The organism is Serratia sp. CY43202 (genome assembly GCF_052168755.1).
GTDB classification, from domain to species: Bacteria; Pseudomonadota; Gammaproteobacteria; order Enterobacterales; family Enterobacteriaceae; genus Serratia; species Serratia bockelmannii.
In genome coordinates, this window is the sequence record NZ_JBJNMB010000011.1 from 19,631 (window position 1) to 37,069 (window position 17,439).

14 protein-coding genes are annotated in these 17,439 nt (G+C 61.5%); 5 read left to right on the forward strand and 9 right to left on the reverse strand.

All coding sequences use genetic code 11. The annotated features are described in order from the left end of the window. Positions 1-52 precede the first annotated feature (52 nt). The gene (locus ACJ8J5_RS21170; RefSeq protein ID WP_025301805.1) at positions 53-859 is read left to right on the forward strand and encodes a TraB/GumN family protein; all 807 of its coding nucleotides are present in this window, start codon (positions 53-55) and stop codon (positions 857-859) included. Positions 860-1,087: 228 nt separating this feature from the next. Next, positions 1,088-1,567, forward strand: coding sequence for a Cys-tRNA(Pro)/Cys-tRNA(Cys) deacylase YbaK (gene ybaK, locus ACJ8J5_RS21175; RefSeq protein WP_049272291.1), 480 nt, complete (start codon positions 1,088-1,090; stop codon positions 1,565-1,567). Between the two features lie 10 nt (positions 1,568-1,577). On the opposite strand, the gene dacB is transcribed toward ybaK, so the two are convergent. Both dacB and ACJ8J5_RS21185 read right to left on the reverse strand, forming a co-directional pair. Next, positions 1,578-3,044 (reverse strand): D-alanyl-D-alanine carboxypeptidase/D-alanyl-D-alanine endopeptidase, encoded by a 1,467-nt coding sequence (dacB, locus tag ACJ8J5_RS21180; RefSeq protein ID WP_141997437.1) that lies wholly within the window; start codon positions 3,042-3,044, stop codon positions 1,578-1,580. Between the two features lie 92 nt (positions 3,045-3,136). Beyond that, positions 3,137-4,294, reverse strand: coding sequence for a multidrug effflux MFS transporter (locus tag ACJ8J5_RS21185; RefSeq protein WP_414104748.1), 1,158 nt, complete (start codon positions 4,292-4,294; stop codon positions 3,137-3,139). Between the two features lie 100 nt (positions 4,295-4,394). Here ACJ8J5_RS21185 and ACJ8J5_RS21190 point away from each other — a divergent pair, with 100 nt between their 5' ends. Further along, complete coding sequence (locus ACJ8J5_RS21190) at positions 4,395-5,162, forward strand: AraC family transcriptional regulator (protein WP_147823487.1); 768 nt, start codon at positions 4,395-4,397, stop codon at positions 5,160-5,162. 108 nt (positions 5,163-5,270) lie between these two features. Here the strand turns inward: ACJ8J5_RS21190 and ushA are convergent, their stop codons facing one another. Then, on the reverse strand, positions 5,271-6,923 hold the full coding sequence (ushA, locus tag ACJ8J5_RS21195) for a bifunctional UDP-sugar hydrolase/5'-nucleotidase UshA (RefSeq protein ID WP_025301800.1): 1,653 nt from the start codon (positions 6,921-6,923) through the stop codon (positions 5,271-5,273). 178 nt (positions 6,924-7,101) lie between these two features. Here ushA and ACJ8J5_RS21200 point away from each other — a divergent pair, with 178 nt between their 5' ends. Continuing rightward, positions 7,102-8,322 carry an MFS transporter gene (locus tag ACJ8J5_RS21200; RefSeq protein ID WP_414104749.1) on the forward strand — a complete coding sequence of 407 codons (1,221 nt, stop codon included), beginning with the start codon at positions 7,102-7,104 and terminating at the stop codon, positions 8,320-8,322. A gap of 245 nt (positions 8,323-8,567) precedes the next feature. Continuing rightward, positions 8,568-10,259, forward strand: coding sequence for a YbaL family putative K(+) efflux transporter (ybaL, locus tag ACJ8J5_RS21205; protein ID WP_025301798.1), 1,692 nt, complete (start codon positions 8,568-8,570; stop codon positions 10,257-10,259). 58 nt (positions 10,260-10,317) lie between these two features. Here the strand turns inward: ybaL and ACJ8J5_RS21210 are convergent, their stop codons facing one another. The 6 genes from ACJ8J5_RS21210 to adk all read right to left on the reverse strand — a co-directional run bounded on the left by ACJ8J5_RS21210 (position 10,318) and on the right by adk (position 17,296). Further along, a complete protein-coding gene (locus tag ACJ8J5_RS21210; RefSeq protein WP_060432564.1) occupies positions 10,318-11,622 on the reverse strand; it encodes an inosine/guanosine kinase in 1,305 nt (434 codons plus the stop codon). 90 nt (positions 11,623-11,712) lie between these two features. Continuing rightward, positions 11,713-12,675, reverse strand: coding sequence for a ferrochelatase (hemH, locus tag ACJ8J5_RS21215; protein ID WP_004940253.1), 963 nt, complete (start codon positions 12,673-12,675; stop codon positions 11,713-11,715). A gap of 119 nt (positions 12,676-12,794) precedes the next feature. Then, on the reverse strand, positions 12,795-13,958 hold the full coding sequence (locus tag ACJ8J5_RS21220; protein ID WP_261425478.1) for a glycerate kinase: 1,164 nt from the start codon (positions 13,956-13,958) through the stop codon (positions 12,795-12,797). A 9-nt stretch (positions 13,959-13,967) separates the two neighbouring features. After that, a complete protein-coding gene (locus tag ACJ8J5_RS21225; protein ID WP_025301795.1) occupies positions 13,968-15,233 on the reverse strand; it encodes a GntP family permease in 1,266 nt (421 codons plus the stop codon). A gap of 119 nt (positions 15,234-15,352) precedes the next feature. Next, positions 15,353-16,486, reverse strand: a complete 1,134-nt coding sequence (locus ACJ8J5_RS21230; protein WP_025301794.1) for a sugar diacid recognition domain-containing protein — start codon at positions 16,484-16,486, stop codon at positions 15,353-15,355. A gap of 165 nt (positions 16,487-16,651) precedes the next feature. Beyond that, positions 16,652-17,296 (reverse strand): adenylate kinase, encoded by a 645-nt coding sequence (adk, locus tag ACJ8J5_RS21235; protein ID WP_025301793.1) that lies wholly within the window; start codon positions 17,294-17,296, stop codon positions 16,652-16,654. Positions 17,297-17,439: the final 143 nt, after the last annotated feature.

The window sequence follows — 17,439 nt, forward strand, 5'->3', positions numbered from 1 at the left end:
TCCCTCGCCTTGCACGCGAAAACGCGCACCCGTTATTCAGGAGCCACGCCGTATGGGTCAACTGTTACGCCGCCTCGCCGCCTTTCTCGGCCTGATCTCGCCCAAAAGTTACGCTTATCCGGCGCTGGACATCACCCTGCCGGGCGAACGTCGGCTGCATCTGGTGGGCAGCATCCATATGGGCACCGTCGATATGTCGCCGCTGCCGCCCCGGCTGGCCGCCCGGCTGCAACAGGCCGACGCGCTGATCGTCGAAGCCGATATCACCGGCGCCGCCTCCCCTTTCGACCACGCCGAACAGCAGCCGGAGCTGGAACAGCGCCTGTCCGCCGAAGAGTATCAACAGCTGCTGGCGCTGTGCCACGAACTGGGCGCCGATCCGCACGCCTTCGCCACCCTGCCCGGCTGGCAGGTGGCGCTGATGATGCAGGCGCGGCAGGCTCAGCGTCTGGGGCTGCGCGCAGAGTACGGCGTAGATTATCAGCTGCTGCAGGCCGCCCGGGCGCAGGACAAACCGGTGATCGAACTTGAAGGGGCGCAGCAGCAGTTGGCAATGCTGGAACAGCTGCCGGAAGGCGGCATCGCACTGCTGCGCGATACGCTGGAACACTGGCATACCAACGCGCGGCTGCTGCAAACCATGGTGAGCTGGTGGCTGGACGCCAAACCGCGCGGCACGCTGGACACGCTGCCGGCCACCTTCAGCGCTGGGCTGTACGACGTGCTGATGCATCAGCGCAATCGCGACTGGCGGCGTCAGCTGGAGGCGCTGCCGGCCGGGGACTATGTGGTGGCGGTTGGCGCATTGCACCTGTATGGCGAGGATAACCTGCCGGCGATGCTGCAGCCACAGGGGTAAAAAAGTGGCCAATATCGCTATTGGCCAGTCAAAGAGGAATTTCTTGTATTCTAGTTATACGCATAGCAACCGTGTTAACGGTTACAGTAAACAGGGTAGCAACCCGGTGAATATCTTGGCAACCCGCTTTATGTAACAGCCGCTCAGGTTGCCGTGCAGGTTGGATTTTTGTATTTTTAAGACTGGTTATCACCCCTTCCCCGCTGGGGACATTTTGGACAACACATCATGACGCCCGCAGTCGTTCTGCTTGAGAAACAAAAGGTCACCTTTACCCTTCATCCTTATCACCACGACAGCGACGAAACCAACTTCGGCGATGAGGCAGTGAGAAAGCTGGGGCTGGATGCCGATCGGGTTTACAAAACCTTGCTGGTGGCGCTGAACGGCGACGCCAAACACCTGGCGGTGGCGGTCACGCCGGTCGCCACCCAGCTGGATCTGAAAAAGGTTGCCCGCGCCCTCGGCGCCAAAAAGGCCGAGATGGCCGATCCGCAGCTGGCGCAGCGCGTCACCGGGTATCTGGTGGGTGGCATCAGCCCGCTGGGGCAAAAAAAACGGCTGCCGACGGTGATCGACAGCCCGGCACAAGCGTTCGCCACCATCTACGTCTCCGGCGGTAAACGCGGGCTGGACATCGAGTTGGCCGCCGCCGATCTGTGCCGCCTGCTGGCCGGCAGCTTCGCCGACATCGCCAAACGCGACTGACGCAGCGTACTCAGCGGCACACCACCGTGGCATCACAGGCTGCCAGCGTTTCCACCAGGCGGTCCTCCAGCGCCTTCACCTCCGCGCCGGGCACCAGATAGTTGTTGCTGATAATGGCGAACGCCAGCGGCCGTCCGGTCGCCGAGTCGACATAGCCGCTGAGCGACGAGACCCCGGTCATGGAGCCGCTCTTGGCGTGGGCGCGGCCCGCCGCCGCCGTCTTCACCATACGACTCTGCAGCGTGCCGCCTACCAGCAACCCCGGCTGGCCCGCGACGGGCAAAGCGCGATACCAGTCGGCGAACCACGGCTGTTTCCTGGCCGCCAGCAGCAGCAGTGTCAGCTGCTGCGCCGTGATCTGGTTCATGCGCGACAGCCCGGAACCGTCCACCTGACGGTACGCGCCGGCCTCGATGCCCTGGCTTTGCACAAACTGGCCGATCGCCTGCAGGCCGGCGGCCCAATCCCCCTTACCCTGCGTCTTGCGGCCCATCGCTTTGGTCAGTACCTCACCGTAACCGTTATTGGACACTTTCAGGAAGGTGACGATCAGGCGGGAGAGCGGCGGCGAGGTTTTTTGCGCCAGCAGCTGTGCGCCGGCCGGCGTCACACCCTCTTCAGCATTACCGTGCAGGGTAATGCCGTGCGCGCGCAGGGCATTTTGCAGTAAGGCACCAACCACGCGGGTGGGTTGATCGACAGTGATCAATCGCGAACGAGCCTCCGCCTGCGCGGCAATGGTGCCGCTGACCACAACCCGGTTACTGCCCGGTTGGCGCTCGAACGTCAGTGCGGTGTCGCCGCCGGTGCTGGTACGGTTGACCAGCGTCACCGCGTCATTGGCGGGATAGAAGCTCACCCGCCCCGGCGCACCGGCGCGGGCGCCCGGTTGCACATCCACCCGCACCACGTTGATATCGCCGCCGGGGGTAAAGGCGTAGTTTAGCGCCGAGATCGGTGCAGCGAAGGCAAAGGGTTCATCGTCCCAGCTCCAGCCGGCGCCGAATGGCGTTTGATCGAACGCGCTGGCGTCCAGGATCAGCCGCCCATGAATCTGGCGAACGCCGCGCTGCGCCAGCGTGGCGGCGAAGGTGTCGAGATCGTCAGGATGCAACGTCGGATCGCCGCTGCCCTGCAGATAGAGATCCCCCTGCAAGGTGTTGCCGCGCTGTTCACCGGTGGTCAGCAGCCGGGTTTCAAACCGGTAATCCGCCCCCAGCACGCCGAACGCCGCCAGAGAAGTGAACATCTTCATGTTGGAAGCCGGCGCCAAACGCTGCTCCGCGTGCGCCTGATACAGCACGGTGCCGCTCTCGGCATCGCGCACCATCACGCCGCTCGACGCCCCAACCAGCGCCTTGTCCTGGCCGAGGGCCGCCAGCGCCTGGCTAAGCGTTTGCTCATGACCTTGGCCGGATGACGAACACCCCGCCAGCGCCAGGATGGCGGGCAGCAGCCAGCCTGCGGTTTTCAACATGTCATCTTCCTGTTTGCGTTATCAAAACCAAATTGTCGCTCAGGCTATCATTGGAAGGCAGCGGTGGCGAGAATGTCCGCCCCGTTTATCATTCAGCTACGCGCAGGCAACGCCAAACGACGCTCGTTGTGCGCCACCCGCCACGCCAACAGCAGCACGCAGAGACTGCAGAGCGACAGCACGGCACCCAGGTGCAGCGACAGCCCCGCCAGCACCAGGCCACCGCCGAGCATCAGGTAATACATCAGGCCAAGGATGGCGCCGGCAGTGCCCATGCAGTCTTTATAATGGCGCAGCGCGCGCGCCAGAATATTGGGAATGGCGATGCCGTACGCCATCACCACCAGCATCATCGGCAGAACAAACCACAAGGTCCCTTCCAGCAGCAATACCAGCAGGCCGCCGGTCAGCGACAGCGCGCAGGCCAGCATCAACAGTGCGGGGAACAGCCAGCGTTTGCCGATCAAAAACTTGTTGATCGCCGCGCCGATACCCACTCCGACCGCCAATACCAAACCGGTATAACCGAACCACTGCGTCGGCAATCCCAACGCTGAGAAGTGGAATGGCGCCAGTTGGTAATAGCTGAACATGCAAATATTGAACAACGCCACCAACAGCGCACTGAGCCAAATATCCCCGTCCTTGATCATCCGCCCCAGCGTGCCGAAAAATGAACTCTTCACCACCTGTTGCGGACGCGTCTCCGGCAGTTGCCAACCGGTATAGCCCAACAACAGCGCCGCCAACAGCGCCAAACCGCCGAACACCCCCTGATAGCCCCAATAGTAAGTCAGCACTGCGCCGCTCAACACGCCAACCGCCGGACTGATCGCCATGGCGATCCCCATCACCGAGAACACCCGCGCCAACTCATAACCGTCGAAGCGATCGCGAATCGCCGTTTGCGTCCCGACCGAACCGACCGCCGCGCCAAAGGCGGCCAGCACACGCGCCGCCAGCAGCACGCTGAAGCTGCCGCTGAACAGCGCGATGATAGAAGCCAGCAGATAGAGCGTCAGCCCGGCCAAAATGGTAGGACGCCGCCCGATGACGTCGCACATCCGCCCCCATACCACCACGCCGAGCGCAAAAGCGAAAAAGTAACAAGAGAGCGTTTGCGCCGCCATCTCCGCACTGACCCGGAAACCGTGCGCAATGTGCGTCAATGCCGGGCTGTAGATGGTCTCCACCACCTGGGGAAACATCATCATCGACGTCGCCAACGTCAGCGTCAGTTTACGTTGCATAACAGATCCTGTAGCCAAGAATAGGCTGCACAAGGTAGCATCAGCTCCCCGGTACCGATTACAATATAAAAGACAATAAATTTACAAAATCGGACATACTATGGCGTGGCTTCAGGCGCAGGACAGTTTTAATCCGGATACGCTCGACAACGGGGTACTCGGGATCGCCGCCGAACTGGCGCAGCACGACTCGGGCACGCATTGGCATGACAGGGGGCAGTTGCTGTTCTGTCAGCAAGGCAGCATGCGCATCACGCTCAACCAAAGCATCTGTATGCTGCCGCCGGGCAGAGTCGCCTGGATCCCGCCGCAGGTGGCTCACCGCGTTCAGGTCAACGGCGTCGTCGGTTACCGTTCGCTTTATCTCGACGCCGATCGCTATGCCTGTCTGCCTGCGCAGCTTGCCGTACTGACAGCCTCGCCGCTGCTGCGCGAGGTGTTGGAACGCATCGCGTTCGCCGCTTTCGACACCGACTGGCAGCACGGGCCTCACGCCAATATTCTGGCGGTCTGCCTCGACGAGATCGCCGCCGCACCGCGCGAACTGACGTTGCTGCCGCTGCCCAGCGACCGGCGCCTGCGCCATCTGACCAATCTGGACATGCTTCCGCCGCTGCACGAGCTATCGCGCTATAGCGGCGCTTCCGAGAAAACCATCAGCCGGATTTTCCGCCGTGAAACCGGTCTCAGTTATCAACAGTGGCGTCAGCAATGGCGCCTGATCAAAGCGATAGAGATGTTGGCCGCAGGGCTGAGCCAATCCGAGGTCGCCGGCCAGCTGGCGTTTTCCAGCGACAGCGCCTTCGCCACTTTTTTCAAGAATATGATGGGTTGCCCAGCGAGGGCGTATATGGAGAGACGAAAGTAAGACACCGTCTAAAACGGCAACGCCGACAGAAGGCGTTGATGGAGAGGAGGCTCGCGAAGGCGGGAACGGCGCCCCCGCGACAAGCGAGAACGCCGTTCCGCTACACCTCTATCGATAGACGATCTCGCCCTTTGGCTCGTAGGCCGCCGCATCCAGCGGCGAGTGTTTCTCGATGTACTGCTTCAGCACTTCGGCATCGATAAAGCCGGTGTTGACGTAGCTCGGCAGCCCGTCCAGCTTCGGATAGCCGTCGCCGCCCAGCGCATTGAAGTTCAGTGTCGCCATGCGGTAGGTTTTATCCGCCTGCAGCGGCTGGCCGTTGATCTTCACCTCGCTGACGCCCTTGCCGTCCGCCACTAGGCTGACGTTGGCGAACTGGGCGTAGGCGCCGGAGTCCGGCTTCATGTTGGCCACCACCGCCAGATACTGTTCAACCTCACGGCCTTTCATATCGACATGCACCAACGTGTTGCCAAACGGCTGCACCTTGAGCACGTTCTTGTAGGTGATATCGCCGCTTTCAATCGAATCGCGCACCCCGCCGCCGCTCATCACGGCGAAGTCGGCGTCGGCGCGCTCCCTCTGCGCCGCCAGCATCACCCGAGCCAGGTTGGTCTGCACGAAGCGCACCTTGCTGCGATCGCCTTCAAGCTTGCCGTTGACGCTGCCGATCTTCACGCCCAGCTGCGCCTTGCCCTTATCCTGGAACGGCGTCAGCAGCTTCATCATGGTCGGATCTTCCGCAATCTGCTGGGTGTAGTACACCCGCTCGCTGGTGCCGTCCGCCTTCTCCACCTTCTTCTTCAGGTTTACCGGGATCAGCTGATAATGCACCAGCTTCAGCTCGCCGTTGCGGAATTCGAAGTCGGCGCGACCCACGTATTTCCCCCACTCATGCGCTTGCACGATCCAGGTGCCGTTCTGGCGATCCGGCGAGCACGGCGTGCCCGGCACATAATCCACCTGTTTGCGGTTGTCGCCGGCCATACACACCGGATCCTGTGAGTGGCCGCCGACGATCATGTCGAGATATCCGGCCGGCAGGCTGCGCGCCATCTCCACGTCGCCCGGCGCGTTCGAGCCGTGTTCGCCGTTATCGTAGTGCCCCATGTGGGTGGCGGCGATAATCACGTCCGGCTTCTCGTCCTTGCGAAGTTGCTCCACCACCTGCTTCGCTTCCTGCGCCGGCACGCGGAACTCCATGTCGGTGAAGTACTCCGGGTTGCCAATCTTAGCAGTGTCGTCGGTCGTCAGGCCGATAACGGCAATCTTGATGCCCTGCTTGTCGAACAAAGCGTAAGGCTTGAACAGGCGTTGGCCGGTGCTTTTCTGATAGATATTGGCGGACAGCAGCGGGAAAGTTGCCCATTTCTCCTGCTGGCGCAGTACGCTCAGCGGGTTGTCGAATTCGTGGTTGCCGATCGCCATCGCGTCATAGCCCACCAGGTTCATGCCGCGGAAGTCCGGCTCGGCGTCCTGCAAATCCGATTCCGGCACGCCGGTGTTGATATCGCCGCCGGACAGCAACAGCAGGCTGCCGCCCTGCGCCGCCACTTCCTGACGAATGCCGTCCACCAGCGTTTTCTGCGCGCCCAGACCGTATTCGCCGTGATCGTTCTGCCAGAAGTGACCGTGATGATCGTTGGTATGCAGAATGGTGATGGCGTAGGTCTTATCCTTTTCCCAGGCACTGGCGGCCCCCGACAGCAACGTCAGGGAAACGGCCAGCGCGCATGCGGTGGTTTTCAGCGAAAAACGCATGGCGGATCTCCGTGTATTCAATAGCTTTTATGATGAGGGCGGAATTGTAGCGCGAATTAATGACAGCTGATTTCAAATTTTTGCGATGTGAGTCTGATTATTTCAGATATGGTAAAAATTGGGCGCCCTGCCTAAGATGTCATCTCTGTGCTCAACAACTTCTCAGGCTAATAATAATATGACCGACAGTAGCCAAAGCGCGATGCCGCCCGCCAAGGGCAGTGCGGTGAAGGGAACCGCCTTCTCCATCCTTGGCGCCATCAGCGTGTCTCACCTGCTCAACGATATGATCCAGTCGCTGATCCTGGCGATCTACCCGATCCTGCAAGCCGATTTTCACCTCAGCTTCGTGCAGATCGGCATGATCACCCTGACCTATCAGCTAACCGCCTCGCTGCTGCAGCCGCTGATCGGGTATTACACCGATAAACACTCGCAGCCTTACTCGTTGCCGATCGGCATGGGCTTTACCCTGTCCGGCCTGCTGCTGCTGTCGGTGGCGAGCACCTTCCCGCTGGTGCTGCTGGCGGCGGCGCTGGTGGGCACCGGCTCATCGGTCTTCCACCCGGAATCCTCGCGCGTGGCGCGCATGGCCTCCGGCGGACGACACGGCCTGGCGCAGTCGCTGTTCCAGGTCGGCGGCAACTTCGGCAGCTCGCTCGGCCCGCTGCTGGCCGCGCTGATCATCGCGCCTTACGGCAAAGGCAACGTCGCCTGGTTCACGCTGGCGGCACTGCTGGCGATCGTGGTATTGCTGCAGGTCAGCAAATGGTATCAACATCAGCATCGGGCAACTAAAGGGCTGCCGAAAAGCCCTTCGGTGTTGAAACCGCTGCCAAAACGTACCGTTGCCTACTCACTGGGCATTCTGCTGGTGCTGATTTTCTCCAAATACTTCTATCTGGCCAGCATTAGCAGCTATTACACCTTTTATCTGATACATAAGTTCGGCGTTTCAGTGCAGAATGCGCAAATTCATCTTTTCGCCTTCCTGTTCGCAGTAGCGGCTGGCACCATTATCGGCGGGCCTCTTGGCGATAAGATAGGGCGTAAATACGTTATTTGGGGCTCTATTCTCGGCGCTGCGCCATTTACCCTTGTTTTACCCTATGCATCACTCTATTGGACCGGCATTTTAACGGTGATCATCGGGGTTATTCTCGCCTCGGCGTTCTCCGCCATTCTGGTCTACGCTCAGGAGCTTATCCCCGGTAAAGTCGGCATGGTTTCCGGCTTATTCTTCGGTTTTGCTTTCGGTATGGGCGGGTTAGGCGCGGCAGTTCTTGGTTATGTCGCCGATTTAACCAGTATCGAACTGGTCTACCAAATCTGTGCTTTCCTACCGCTGATCGGCATTATCACCGCGCTACTGCCCAATATGGAGCATAAACCGCAGTAACCCCGCGAACCGCCCGGATGAAATTATTTATTCATCCGGGTTATCCTACGGATAAATCAATGTTATTTGGCTTATCTGACACAAAACTCCCTTATTGCCCCGCCTTAAGTGAAATCCTCTGCTTTTTTACAAAAAAGGCCAAATTAGCCAAGCAAGCCGCGAACAAATGCAATAAACTAAATGTATCTTTTCGTAACTTTGTTGCGTTTCTCCCGTGCCGCGATGCATAGCCAGAAGGAGTATGGATGCATAATTCAACACCGCTCATTACCACCATCGTCGGAGGGTTAGTACTCGCCTTCCTCCTCGGCATGCTGGCGAACCGCCTGCGCATCTCCCCTCTGGTGGGGTATCTGGCCGCAGGGGTACTCGCCGGCCCGTTCACCCCCGGTTTCGTTGCTGATACCTCACTGGCGCCGGAACTGGCGGAAATCGGCGTTATCCTGTTGATGTTCGGTGTTGGCCTGCACTTCTCTTTGAAAGACCTCCTCGCAGTAAAATCTATCGCCATACCCGGCGCCGTGGCGCAGATAGCCGTCGCTACCCTGCTCGGCATGGGGCTGTCCAAGCTGCTTGGCTGGGATCTGATCTCCGGGCTGGTGTTCGGCCTCTGTCTCTCCACCGCCAGCACCGTGGTGCTGCTGCGCGCGCTGGAGGAACGGCAGCTGATCGACAGCCAGCGCGGGCAAATCGCCATCGGCTGGCTGATCGTCGAAGATTTGGCGATGGTGTTGACGCTGGTGTTACTGCCGGCCTTCGGCAACATGCTGGGCAACAACAACGCCAGCAGCGGCCAACTGCTGATGGAGCTGGCGCTGACCATCGGCAAGGTCATCGCCTTCATCGCGCTGATGATCGTGGTCGGCCGCCGTCTGGTACCGTGGATCCTGTCGAAAACCGCCAGCACCGGCTCGCGCGAACTGTTCACCCTGGCGGTATTGGCGCTGGCGCTCGGCATCGCCTACGGCGCGGTGAAACTGTTCGACGTCTCCTTCGCCCTGGGCGCCTTCTTCGCCGGCATGGTGCTGAACGAGTCCGAACTGAGCCACCGCGCGGCGCACGATACCCTGCCGCTGCGCGACGCGTTCGCGGTGCTGTTCTTCGTCTCGGTCGGCATGCTGTTCGATCCGATGATCGTGATTAACGAACCGCTGGCGGTGCTGGCGACGCTGGCGATCATCGTGTTCGGCAAATCCGCCGCTGCGTTCCTGCTGGTGAAAATGTTCGGCCACTCCAAGCGCACCGCGCTGACCATCTCCGCCAGCCTGGCACAGATCGGCGAGTTCGCCTTTATTCTGGCGGGCCTTGGCATCACGCTCGGCATGATGTCGGAACACGGTCGCAATCTGGTGCTGGCAGGCGCTATCCTGTCGATCATGCTCAACCCGCTGTTGTTCACCCTGCTGGAGCGCTATCTGGCCAAGACCGAAACCATCGAAGAGCAAATCCTCGAAGAGGCGGTGGAAGAAGAGAAGCAGATCCCGGTAGAGATGTGCAACCATGCGCTGGTGGTCGGCTACGGCCGCGTCGGCAGCCTGCTGGGCGGCAAACTGGCCGAGGCGGGCATTCCGCTGGTGGTGATCGAAAACTCCCGCCCGCGGGTGGAAGCGCTGCGCGAGCAAGGCATCAAGACGGTGTTGGGCAACGCCGCCAATCCGGAAGTGATGGATCTGGCGCGGCTCGACTGCGCACGCTGGCTGCTGCTGACTATCCCCAACGGCTATGAGGCCGGCGAGATCGTCGCCTCGGCGCGCGCCAAGCGCCCGAACATCGAGATCATCGCCCGCGCCCACTACGACGACGAGGTGGCCTACATCACCGATCGCGGCGCCAATCAGGTAGTGATGGGCGAACGGGAGATCGCCAACAGCATGCTGAACATCCTGCAGCTGGACACCCTGAGCGAAGAAGAAAAAATGGGCGGCTGCCCGATCTGAAACGCCACGCGCGCACAAAAAAAGGTCCGGCATGCCGGACCTTTTCTTTTTCAGCGGGTTAACGCTCCCAGTAAGACTCTTCCAGGCTGTCTTCGCGCTCCGGCAGGCCGCGAGTGAGTCGTGGCGAATGCTGGTTCAACACCTGGTAGCTGACGCGGTTGGCGTATTTGCACACCTGCGCCAATGAGGAGTATGTCAGGTAACTGCGCACGTGCTTGCTGGAATTCGGTACGTTGTGGCGGTGATAGCCGTTGGCGGCGATATCGTGCAGCAACGCCGACAGCGCGCCGTCGCCGGCGCCGTTGGTGTTCATGATCCTCTCGGGGCCGCCCATATAAGGCGCGATGTGCGAATAAACGCGCAGCGGATGTTCACAGTGCTCGCGGCGCATAGCGCGGCTGAATTCGTAGCGGTTGAACTCGGCGATATGCCCCGGCAGCAGCGGATGCTGGGTCTGACGCTTGTTGGCTTCTTCGGTGTAGCCCGCCATATACAGGCCGTTCGGACCGGCGGTGCACAGCACCAGATCCACCCACTCCAGCGCCATGTCCGAGGCGGTCAGCGGATCGCTCAGCCCGGTCAGCTCCAGCGCTTCGTCTTCATTCATCGCCAGAATCGTCACGTTTTCCTTCAGGAAGTCGCGCCACCACTGCGGGTTGTCGGCGATCACGTACTTGGTGCCCAGCGTCAACACCACCGGCACGTCGTGTTTTTTGGCATATTCGATCGCCTGCAGGGTGGCGGCCTTCATCGGCTCCCCCTCCTTACAGCGCACCAGATAAGAGCTCAGCACCAGCGCCGACGCGCCGGCGATCACCTCTTCAGGAATGCTTTCCGGGCGCAGCTGGTTCATTTGGCCAGGGTTGATGGCGAAGGTGCGCTCGCCGCTTTCCCCGATCAGCGTGAAGCAGCGGCCGATGGCGCCGTCTACGCCCTGCAGATAGTTGAGATCGGTACGGCTGGAGGTATTGCACAGGTAACGGTAGGCGTAGCTGCCGATTTTCACGTTGCTGCACATCACGCCGAGCAGCACCGAGCGATCGTCCGCCAGCACCGAATAGTTGTGCATGGTGTTACCGATGGTGCCGCCGGCGAACTGATGGGTAACCAGGTTGTTTTCGTTCAGTTCCTGATACAGCGCCTCGGCGACGTCGTCTTCGATCACCAGAGAGTGGCCCAGGCTCAGGCCATAGCGCTGGACAAAAGCGTCGTCCACTTTCGCCTCGATATCCACCAGCGTCTGATCGATGCCGACGATATACGAGGTGCTGATTTCACTTTCGGGCTGAGCCTGCTGCAGAAGCGGATCGCGGGCGCTCACCGGGAAATAGTGTTTGGACTTGCGTTTACCAGGAAATTTCATGTGATTGGCGGTGGTGACGGTTTAACAAGCGGAGAATGTTAACACATCCCCGCCCGATCACGATGCATCTAATAGACAGATTATGGATGATTACAGGCGCTGCGCCACCAGCTGCTGCATCATATCGATATGCGCCGGCTCGTCGTTCAACGCCGAGATATATTCAAACTTCTCGCCGCCGGCCTTGAGGAAGATCTCGCGGTTCTGTTCTTTGATCTCTTCCAGCGTTTCCAGGCAGTCCGCCGAGAAACCGGGGCAAATCAGCTGAATGTGCTTCACGCCCTGTGCCGGCAGCCCCTTCAGGGTCTCATCGGTGTATGGCGTCAGCCACGGCTCGCGGCCAAAGCGCGATTGGTACGTCATCATCACGCGCTCCGGCGCCAGCGGCAGCGTGGCGCTCAGCGCACGCAGCGTATCCTCGCAGCGCTGCGGGTAGTCGTCGCCCAGGCGCGCATAGCGTTTGGGGATGCCGTGGAACGACAACACCAGCCGATCCGGCTGGCCGTGCTCGGCGAACGAGCGCTCCACGCTTTGCTGCAGCGCGGCGATATAGGCCGGGTGTTCGGCGTAATCGCGGATGAAGGCCACCGACGGCAAGCGGCGATAGCCTTTCAGCACTCGCGCTACGCCATCCCATACCGCCGCGCTGGTGGAACAGGAGTATTGCGGGTAGAGCGGCAGCACCACCAGGTTGGTCACACCTTGCGCCAGCAGCTTGTCGATGGCTTCCGCCAAACTTGGCGAGCCGTAGCTCATTCCCAGCTCCACCGGCGTATTCGGCATGCGCGCCGCCAGCGCCCGCTGTTGGCGGCGGCTGTATACCAGCAGCGGCGAGCCTTCTTCCATCCACACCGACTGATAGAGCTTCGCCACGCGCGGCGAGCGGATCGGCAGGATCGCGCCGTTGAGGATCGGCCACCAGATCAGCGGCGCCGTGTCGACCACGCGATCGTCACTGAGGAATTCCTTCAGATAGCGTTTGACCGCCGACGAGGTCGGCGCATCTGGTGTGCCCAGGTTCACCAGCAATACGCCGTGTTTCTCTTGCTTCATCTCAGTTCCCCTCATTTCCTTTCCGGCCGGCATTCCGTTCTGGGTCGGGATGTCAGCAGCCATTAATGCCAGCTATTGTAACGGAAAAGTCCTGCGTCGGAACCGATAACAGCAACAGGCTATCCCTGTGGGCTTCCCCCTTGCGCCAGTTGCCATACCGCCGCCACGTTGCGCGCCGTCACCTGCAGATTGCGATCGGCGTCCGCCAGCGCGTCTTCCAGCGTCACGATGCGATCGAGCACCGAAAACGCCGCATCGATGCCGTGTTGATGCACCACCGAATAATCCGGCGTCAGGCTGCCGGCGATGGCGATCACCGGCACGCCGTGACGCTTGGCCACTCGCGCCACGCCGATCGGCGTTTTGCCGTGGATCGACTGGCTGTCCAGCCGCCCTTCGCCGGTGATCACCAAGTCGGCATCGCGCACCGCTTCATCCAGGCGCAGGGTTTCGGTGACAATCTCGATGCCCGGCCGCAAGCGCGCTTCGAGCATGCCAAGCAGCGCCGCCCCCATGCCGCCCGCCGCGCCCGCCCCTGGCTGGGTCAGCACGGCGCGGCCGGTTTCCCGCTCCAGCAGTTCGCCATAGTGATGCAGCGCCGCATCGAGCTGGGCCACCATCTCCGGCGTCGCCCCCTTCTGCGGCCCGAACACCGCCGACGCGCCCTTTTCGCCGCACAGCGGGTTATCCACGTCGCAGGCGGCGGTTACGCTCACCCGTTGCCAACGCGCGTCCAGCCCGGCGAGATCGAGATGCGCCAGCTGCGCCAGTGCCGCACCGCCCACCGGCAGCGGCCGGCGATCCTTATCCAGCAATTTAACGCCCAGCGCCTGCATCATCCCAGCGCCGCCGTCGTTGGTGGCGCTACCGCCGATGCCGAGAATGATCGCCTTCACGCCGCGCTCCAGCGCCGCCAGCATCAGCTCACCGGTGCCGTAACTGGTGGTGATGCGCGGATCGCGCCGGTTGGGCGGCGCCAAATGCAGCCCGGAAGCGGCGGCCATTTCAATCACCGCGGTTTCGCCGTCGCCCAGCAGGCCATAAAATCCCAACACCGACTCCCCCAGCGGCCCGGTGACCGTCACCTGGACGATTTCGCCGCCGGTGGCCGCCACCATCGACTCCACTGTGCCTTCGCCGCCGTCCGCCATCGGCAGCTTCACGTAGTGCGCCTGCGGGTAAATTTGGCGGAATCCCCGCTCGATGGCGTCAGCGACGCCGAGCGCGCTCAGGCTCTCTTTGAAAGAATCCGGGGCAATAACCACTTTTTTCAGCGTTTTCATCACTGTTCCTTATCCCGCCAGGTTAAATACGCCAAACATCAGCGCCGAGATTGCCGCAATGGTGAACCCCACCAGCGTTTCATACGGCAGCAGCTTCAGCCGCTCGTGCACCGCCATATTGACGCTGCCACCGGTGGCGTGGAAGAAGCTGCCGTGCGGCAGGTGATCCAGCACCGTGGCGCCCGCATGGATCATCGCCGCACCGGCCAATCCGCTCACCCCCAGCTCGAGCAGCGTGGAGCTGAACACCCCGGAAGCCACGGCGGTGCCGGCGGTGGTCGAGGCGGTCGCCATCGACATCAGCGCGCCGGACAGCGGCGCCAGCAGCCAGGCCGGTAGCCCGGTGTGCGTCAAACCGTTAATCAAGACATCCTTCAGCGCCGAGTTAGCGATAATGCCCGCCAGCGTGCCGGTGCCGAGCAGCATAATCGCCACCGGCGCCATGCGCGACAGGCCGGAAACCATAAACTGATTGCACTGGCGGATGCGCCCCATCAGCAGCGCGCCCGCCAACCCGCCAGCAGGCAGCGCGATCAGCGGATCGACGGCGATACCGGCGATCGGCCGCAGCGACAGCAGCAGGATCGCCACCAGTGGCGCGCTGATCGCCGCAGCGAAGCCCGGCCGCGCCCCTTCGGCATGCTGAGTCAGCTCTTCAGCCATCACCCTGCCGCCTTTATCGCTCAGGCGGCGCGCCAGCAGATAGGCCACCACCAGGCCGCACAGCCCCGGCACGATGCCGGCCATCATCACCGAAGTGAGCGGCACGTGGAAGTTGTCCGCCGCCGCGATGGTGTTCGGGTTGGGAGACATCACGTTGCCGGCCTTGCCGCCGCCGATCATCGCCAGCAGGATCGCCGCGCGTGAAATGCCGGCCCTCTGGGCGATCGACAGCGCGATCGGCGCGACGGTGATCACCGCCACATCGATAAACACCCCCACCGCCGTCAGGATCAGTGTAGCCACCGCCAGCGCCAGCAGCGCGCGGGTTTCGCCCACTTTGCGCACGATGGTTTCGGCGATGGTGTGCGCCGCGCCGGATTCGATCAGCACCCCGGCCAATACCCCCGCCGCCAGAATGCGCATCACGGCGTTGGTGATGCCCTGCGCCCCGCCGATCATCAGCGTTACGGTCTGCACCAGATCGGCGCCGCCGCACAGCCCGCCCGCCAGCGCGCCGGCAATCATGCCGTAAGCCGGCGGCACCTTGCGTAGAATCAGAACGATGGCGACGGCTAACGCCACCAGCGCTCCCAGAGTGGATACGGTTGTCATTGTTGTTTTCTCCGTGGTTGATGTGCAGGCCAACATATCCCGCGCGCCCGGCGTTGACCTGAGGGGAAACAACAAAAAATTGCCGAAGGAACGGCGCGAAATTTGTGGGTTGGCACAACTCAGTCGTGCATCAGCATGCCGATATACAACCGCAGAGCGTCGGTTAATTGATTGATTTTCATGCCAGTTATGGCTTCGATGCGCTGCAGGCGGTAGCGCAGGGTATTGACGTGAATATGCAGCTGCGCGGCGGCCTGCGTCTGATCACAATTCTGCGAAAAATAGTGGCGCAGCGTGGCGCGCAGCACGCCTTTTTCATCCTGTTCGCCCAGCGTCCGCCAGGGGCGCCCCAGCTCTTGCGCTCGCCAGTCCTCCCCGAGATCGCACAGCAGCGACGGCAGCGGATAGTCGTGGTAGAACAGCGTGGCGTGACGCAGTTTCAGGCGCTGCGCCATTGCCTGGGTGGCACGCGCCGTCAGGCTGGAACGGTAGGCGCTTTGCGGATCGTCATAAAAACCGCCGACGATCAGCCGCACCCGAAAGCGGTGTTTTAGCTGGTTTTGCAAACGCTGCGCCTGCTGGCGCTCCAGCTTCAAACTCCATTCGCCCTGAGCCATGCAGGCCGGGCGCAACAGGGTCATTTCATTGAAGCCGGTAATGGCGATCAACGCGTCGCGCTGGGTGGCCTCCAGCTCCGCCAACAGCTCACGCAGCAGGTGCGGCTGCGCCTCTTGCAGCTCGACGATCCAGACGATGCGCGCCTGGCGCAGATCCAATCCCAGATACGCCGCCATCGCCTCCAGCGACGCGGTGTTCGGCTGCGGTTGCAGCAGCTGATTCGCCAGCTCTTCCCGGTAACGTTTTTCCCACTGGTGCTGATCCAGCAGCGCCGCCTGCTCCACCATCATCTCCGCCGCCATCTTCACCAGCTCGGCATAGGCGCGCACCTCGGCCGGCTCGCCGGAGATGCCGATCACCCCCACCCGCTGATTGCGAAAGCTGAACGGCAGGTTGATGCCGGGCCGCACGCCCTTCAGGTGTTCGGCGGTGGCGCGGTCGATTTCCACCACCCGGTTCTCCGCCAGCGCCAGCACCGCGCCTTCATGACGCTGGAACAGGCGCTGCGGGTTGCCGGAGGCGATGATCACGCCGTTGCTGTCCATCACGTTGACGGAATGGCTGATGATGCCCATCGCCCGCTGGACGATCTGGCGCGCGGTGGCTTCCGCCAGAAGATTGGTTTGTCTGAGCATGCCCGGCTCCCTGCTGAGGGTGAAAACGCAGGCTTGTTATACGCCATTTGGCGCGGGCGATTAACGGGCACGGCCGCAACAAGCTGCCGCGATCACAATTTGGCGGGAAAACGGCAAAAAAAACGCCGGACCACAGGCCCGGCGTCATGCACAGCCAGTTTGCTATCAACCGAGGATAGTCGCCAGCTCTGCGCTCACTTCGGCCACCTTGCGGGTGCCGTCGATTTTGCGGTATTGGGTGTTGCCCGCTGCCGCTTCTTTGCTGTAGTAAGAGATCAGCGGCGCAGTCATCTGATGGTATTCCACCAGGCGCTTGCGCACGGTCTCTTCCTGATCGTCCTTGCGCGTGGTCAGCTCTTCGCCGGTCACGTCGTCTTTGCCTTCCACCTGCGGCGGGTTGAACTTCACGTGGTAGACGCGGCCGGACGGCGCGTGTACGCGGCGGCCAACGATGCGGTCAACGATCAGCTCGTCCGGCACGTCGAACTCCAGCACGAAGTCCACGTTGATGCCGGCTTCTTTCATCGCGTCAGCCTGCGGAATGGTGCGTGGGAAGCCGTCCAGCAGGAAGCCCTTGCGGCAATCTTCCTGCGTGATGCGCTCTTTGACCAGCGCGATCACCAGCTCATCGGTCACCAGCTTGCCGGCGTCCATGATCTCTTTCGCCTGCTTGCCCAGTTCACTGCCGGCCTTCACGGCTGCGCGCAACATGTCACCGGTGGAGATTTGCGGAATGCCGTATTTCTCCATGATGAATTGAGCCTGAGTACCTTTACCAGCGCCCGGAGCGCCCAGCAGAATGATACGCATTGCGTAAATCCCCTTGCTATGTAGTTTTTATAAAATTGCGAAAACGCTCAACGATACCATTTCAGGGGGGGCAGGCTCAAGGCGCGCGAAGGAAATCGATTGCGGAATGTGCAAAAAAACGGACGAACAAAAGGCAAGAAAAA

Excerpts from the sequence above, each read along its gene's own strand:
- ACJ8J5_RS21170 (WP_025301805.1), top strand. The coding sequence starts at position 53 with ATGGGTCAACTGTTACGCCGCCTCGCCGCCTTTCTCGGCCTGATCTCG.
- ybaK (WP_049272291.1), top strand. The coding sequence starts at position 1,088 with ATGACGCCCGCAGTCGTTCTGCTTGAGAAACAAAAGGTCACCTTTACC.
- dacB (WP_141997437.1), bottom strand. The coding sequence starts at position 3,044 with ATGTTGAAAACCGCAGGCTGGCTGCTGCCCGCCATCCTGGCGCTGGCG.
- ACJ8J5_RS21185 (WP_414104748.1), bottom strand. The coding sequence starts at position 4,294 with ATGCAACGTAAACTGACGCTGACGTTGGCGACGTCGATGATGATGTTT.
- ACJ8J5_RS21190 (WP_147823487.1), top strand. The coding sequence starts at position 4,395 with ATGGCGTGGCTTCAGGCGCAGGACAGTTTTAATCCGGATACGCTCGAC.
- ushA (WP_025301800.1), bottom strand. The coding sequence starts at position 6,923 with ATGCGTTTTTCGCTGAAAACCACCGCATGCGCGCTGGCCGTTTCCCTG.
- ACJ8J5_RS21200 (WP_414104749.1), top strand. The coding sequence starts at position 7,102 with ATGACCGACAGTAGCCAAAGCGCGATGCCGCCCGCCAAGGGCAGTGCG.
- ybaL (WP_025301798.1), top strand. The coding sequence starts at position 8,568 with ATGCATAATTCAACACCGCTCATTACCACCATCGTCGGAGGGTTAGTA.
- ACJ8J5_RS21210 (WP_060432564.1), bottom strand. The coding sequence starts at position 11,622 with ATGAAATTTCCTGGTAAACGCAAGTCCAAACACTATTTCCCGGTGAGC.
- hemH (WP_004940253.1), bottom strand. The coding sequence starts at position 12,675 with ATGAAGCAAGAGAAACACGGCGTATTGCTGGTGAACCTGGGCACACCA.
- ACJ8J5_RS21220 (WP_261425478.1), bottom strand. The coding sequence starts at position 13,958 with ATGAAAACGCTGAAAAAAGTGGTTATTGCCCCGGATTCTTTCAAAGAG.
- ACJ8J5_RS21225 (WP_025301795.1), bottom strand. The coding sequence starts at position 15,233 with ATGACAACCGTATCCACTCTGGGAGCGCTGGTGGCGTTAGCCGTCGCC.
- ACJ8J5_RS21230 (WP_025301794.1), bottom strand. The coding sequence starts at position 16,486 with ATGCTCAGACAAACCAATCTTCTGGCGGAAGCCACCGCGCGCCAGATC.
- adk (WP_025301793.1), bottom strand. The coding sequence starts at position 17,296 with ATGCGTATCATTCTGCTGGGCGCTCCGGGCGCTGGTAAAGGTACTCAG.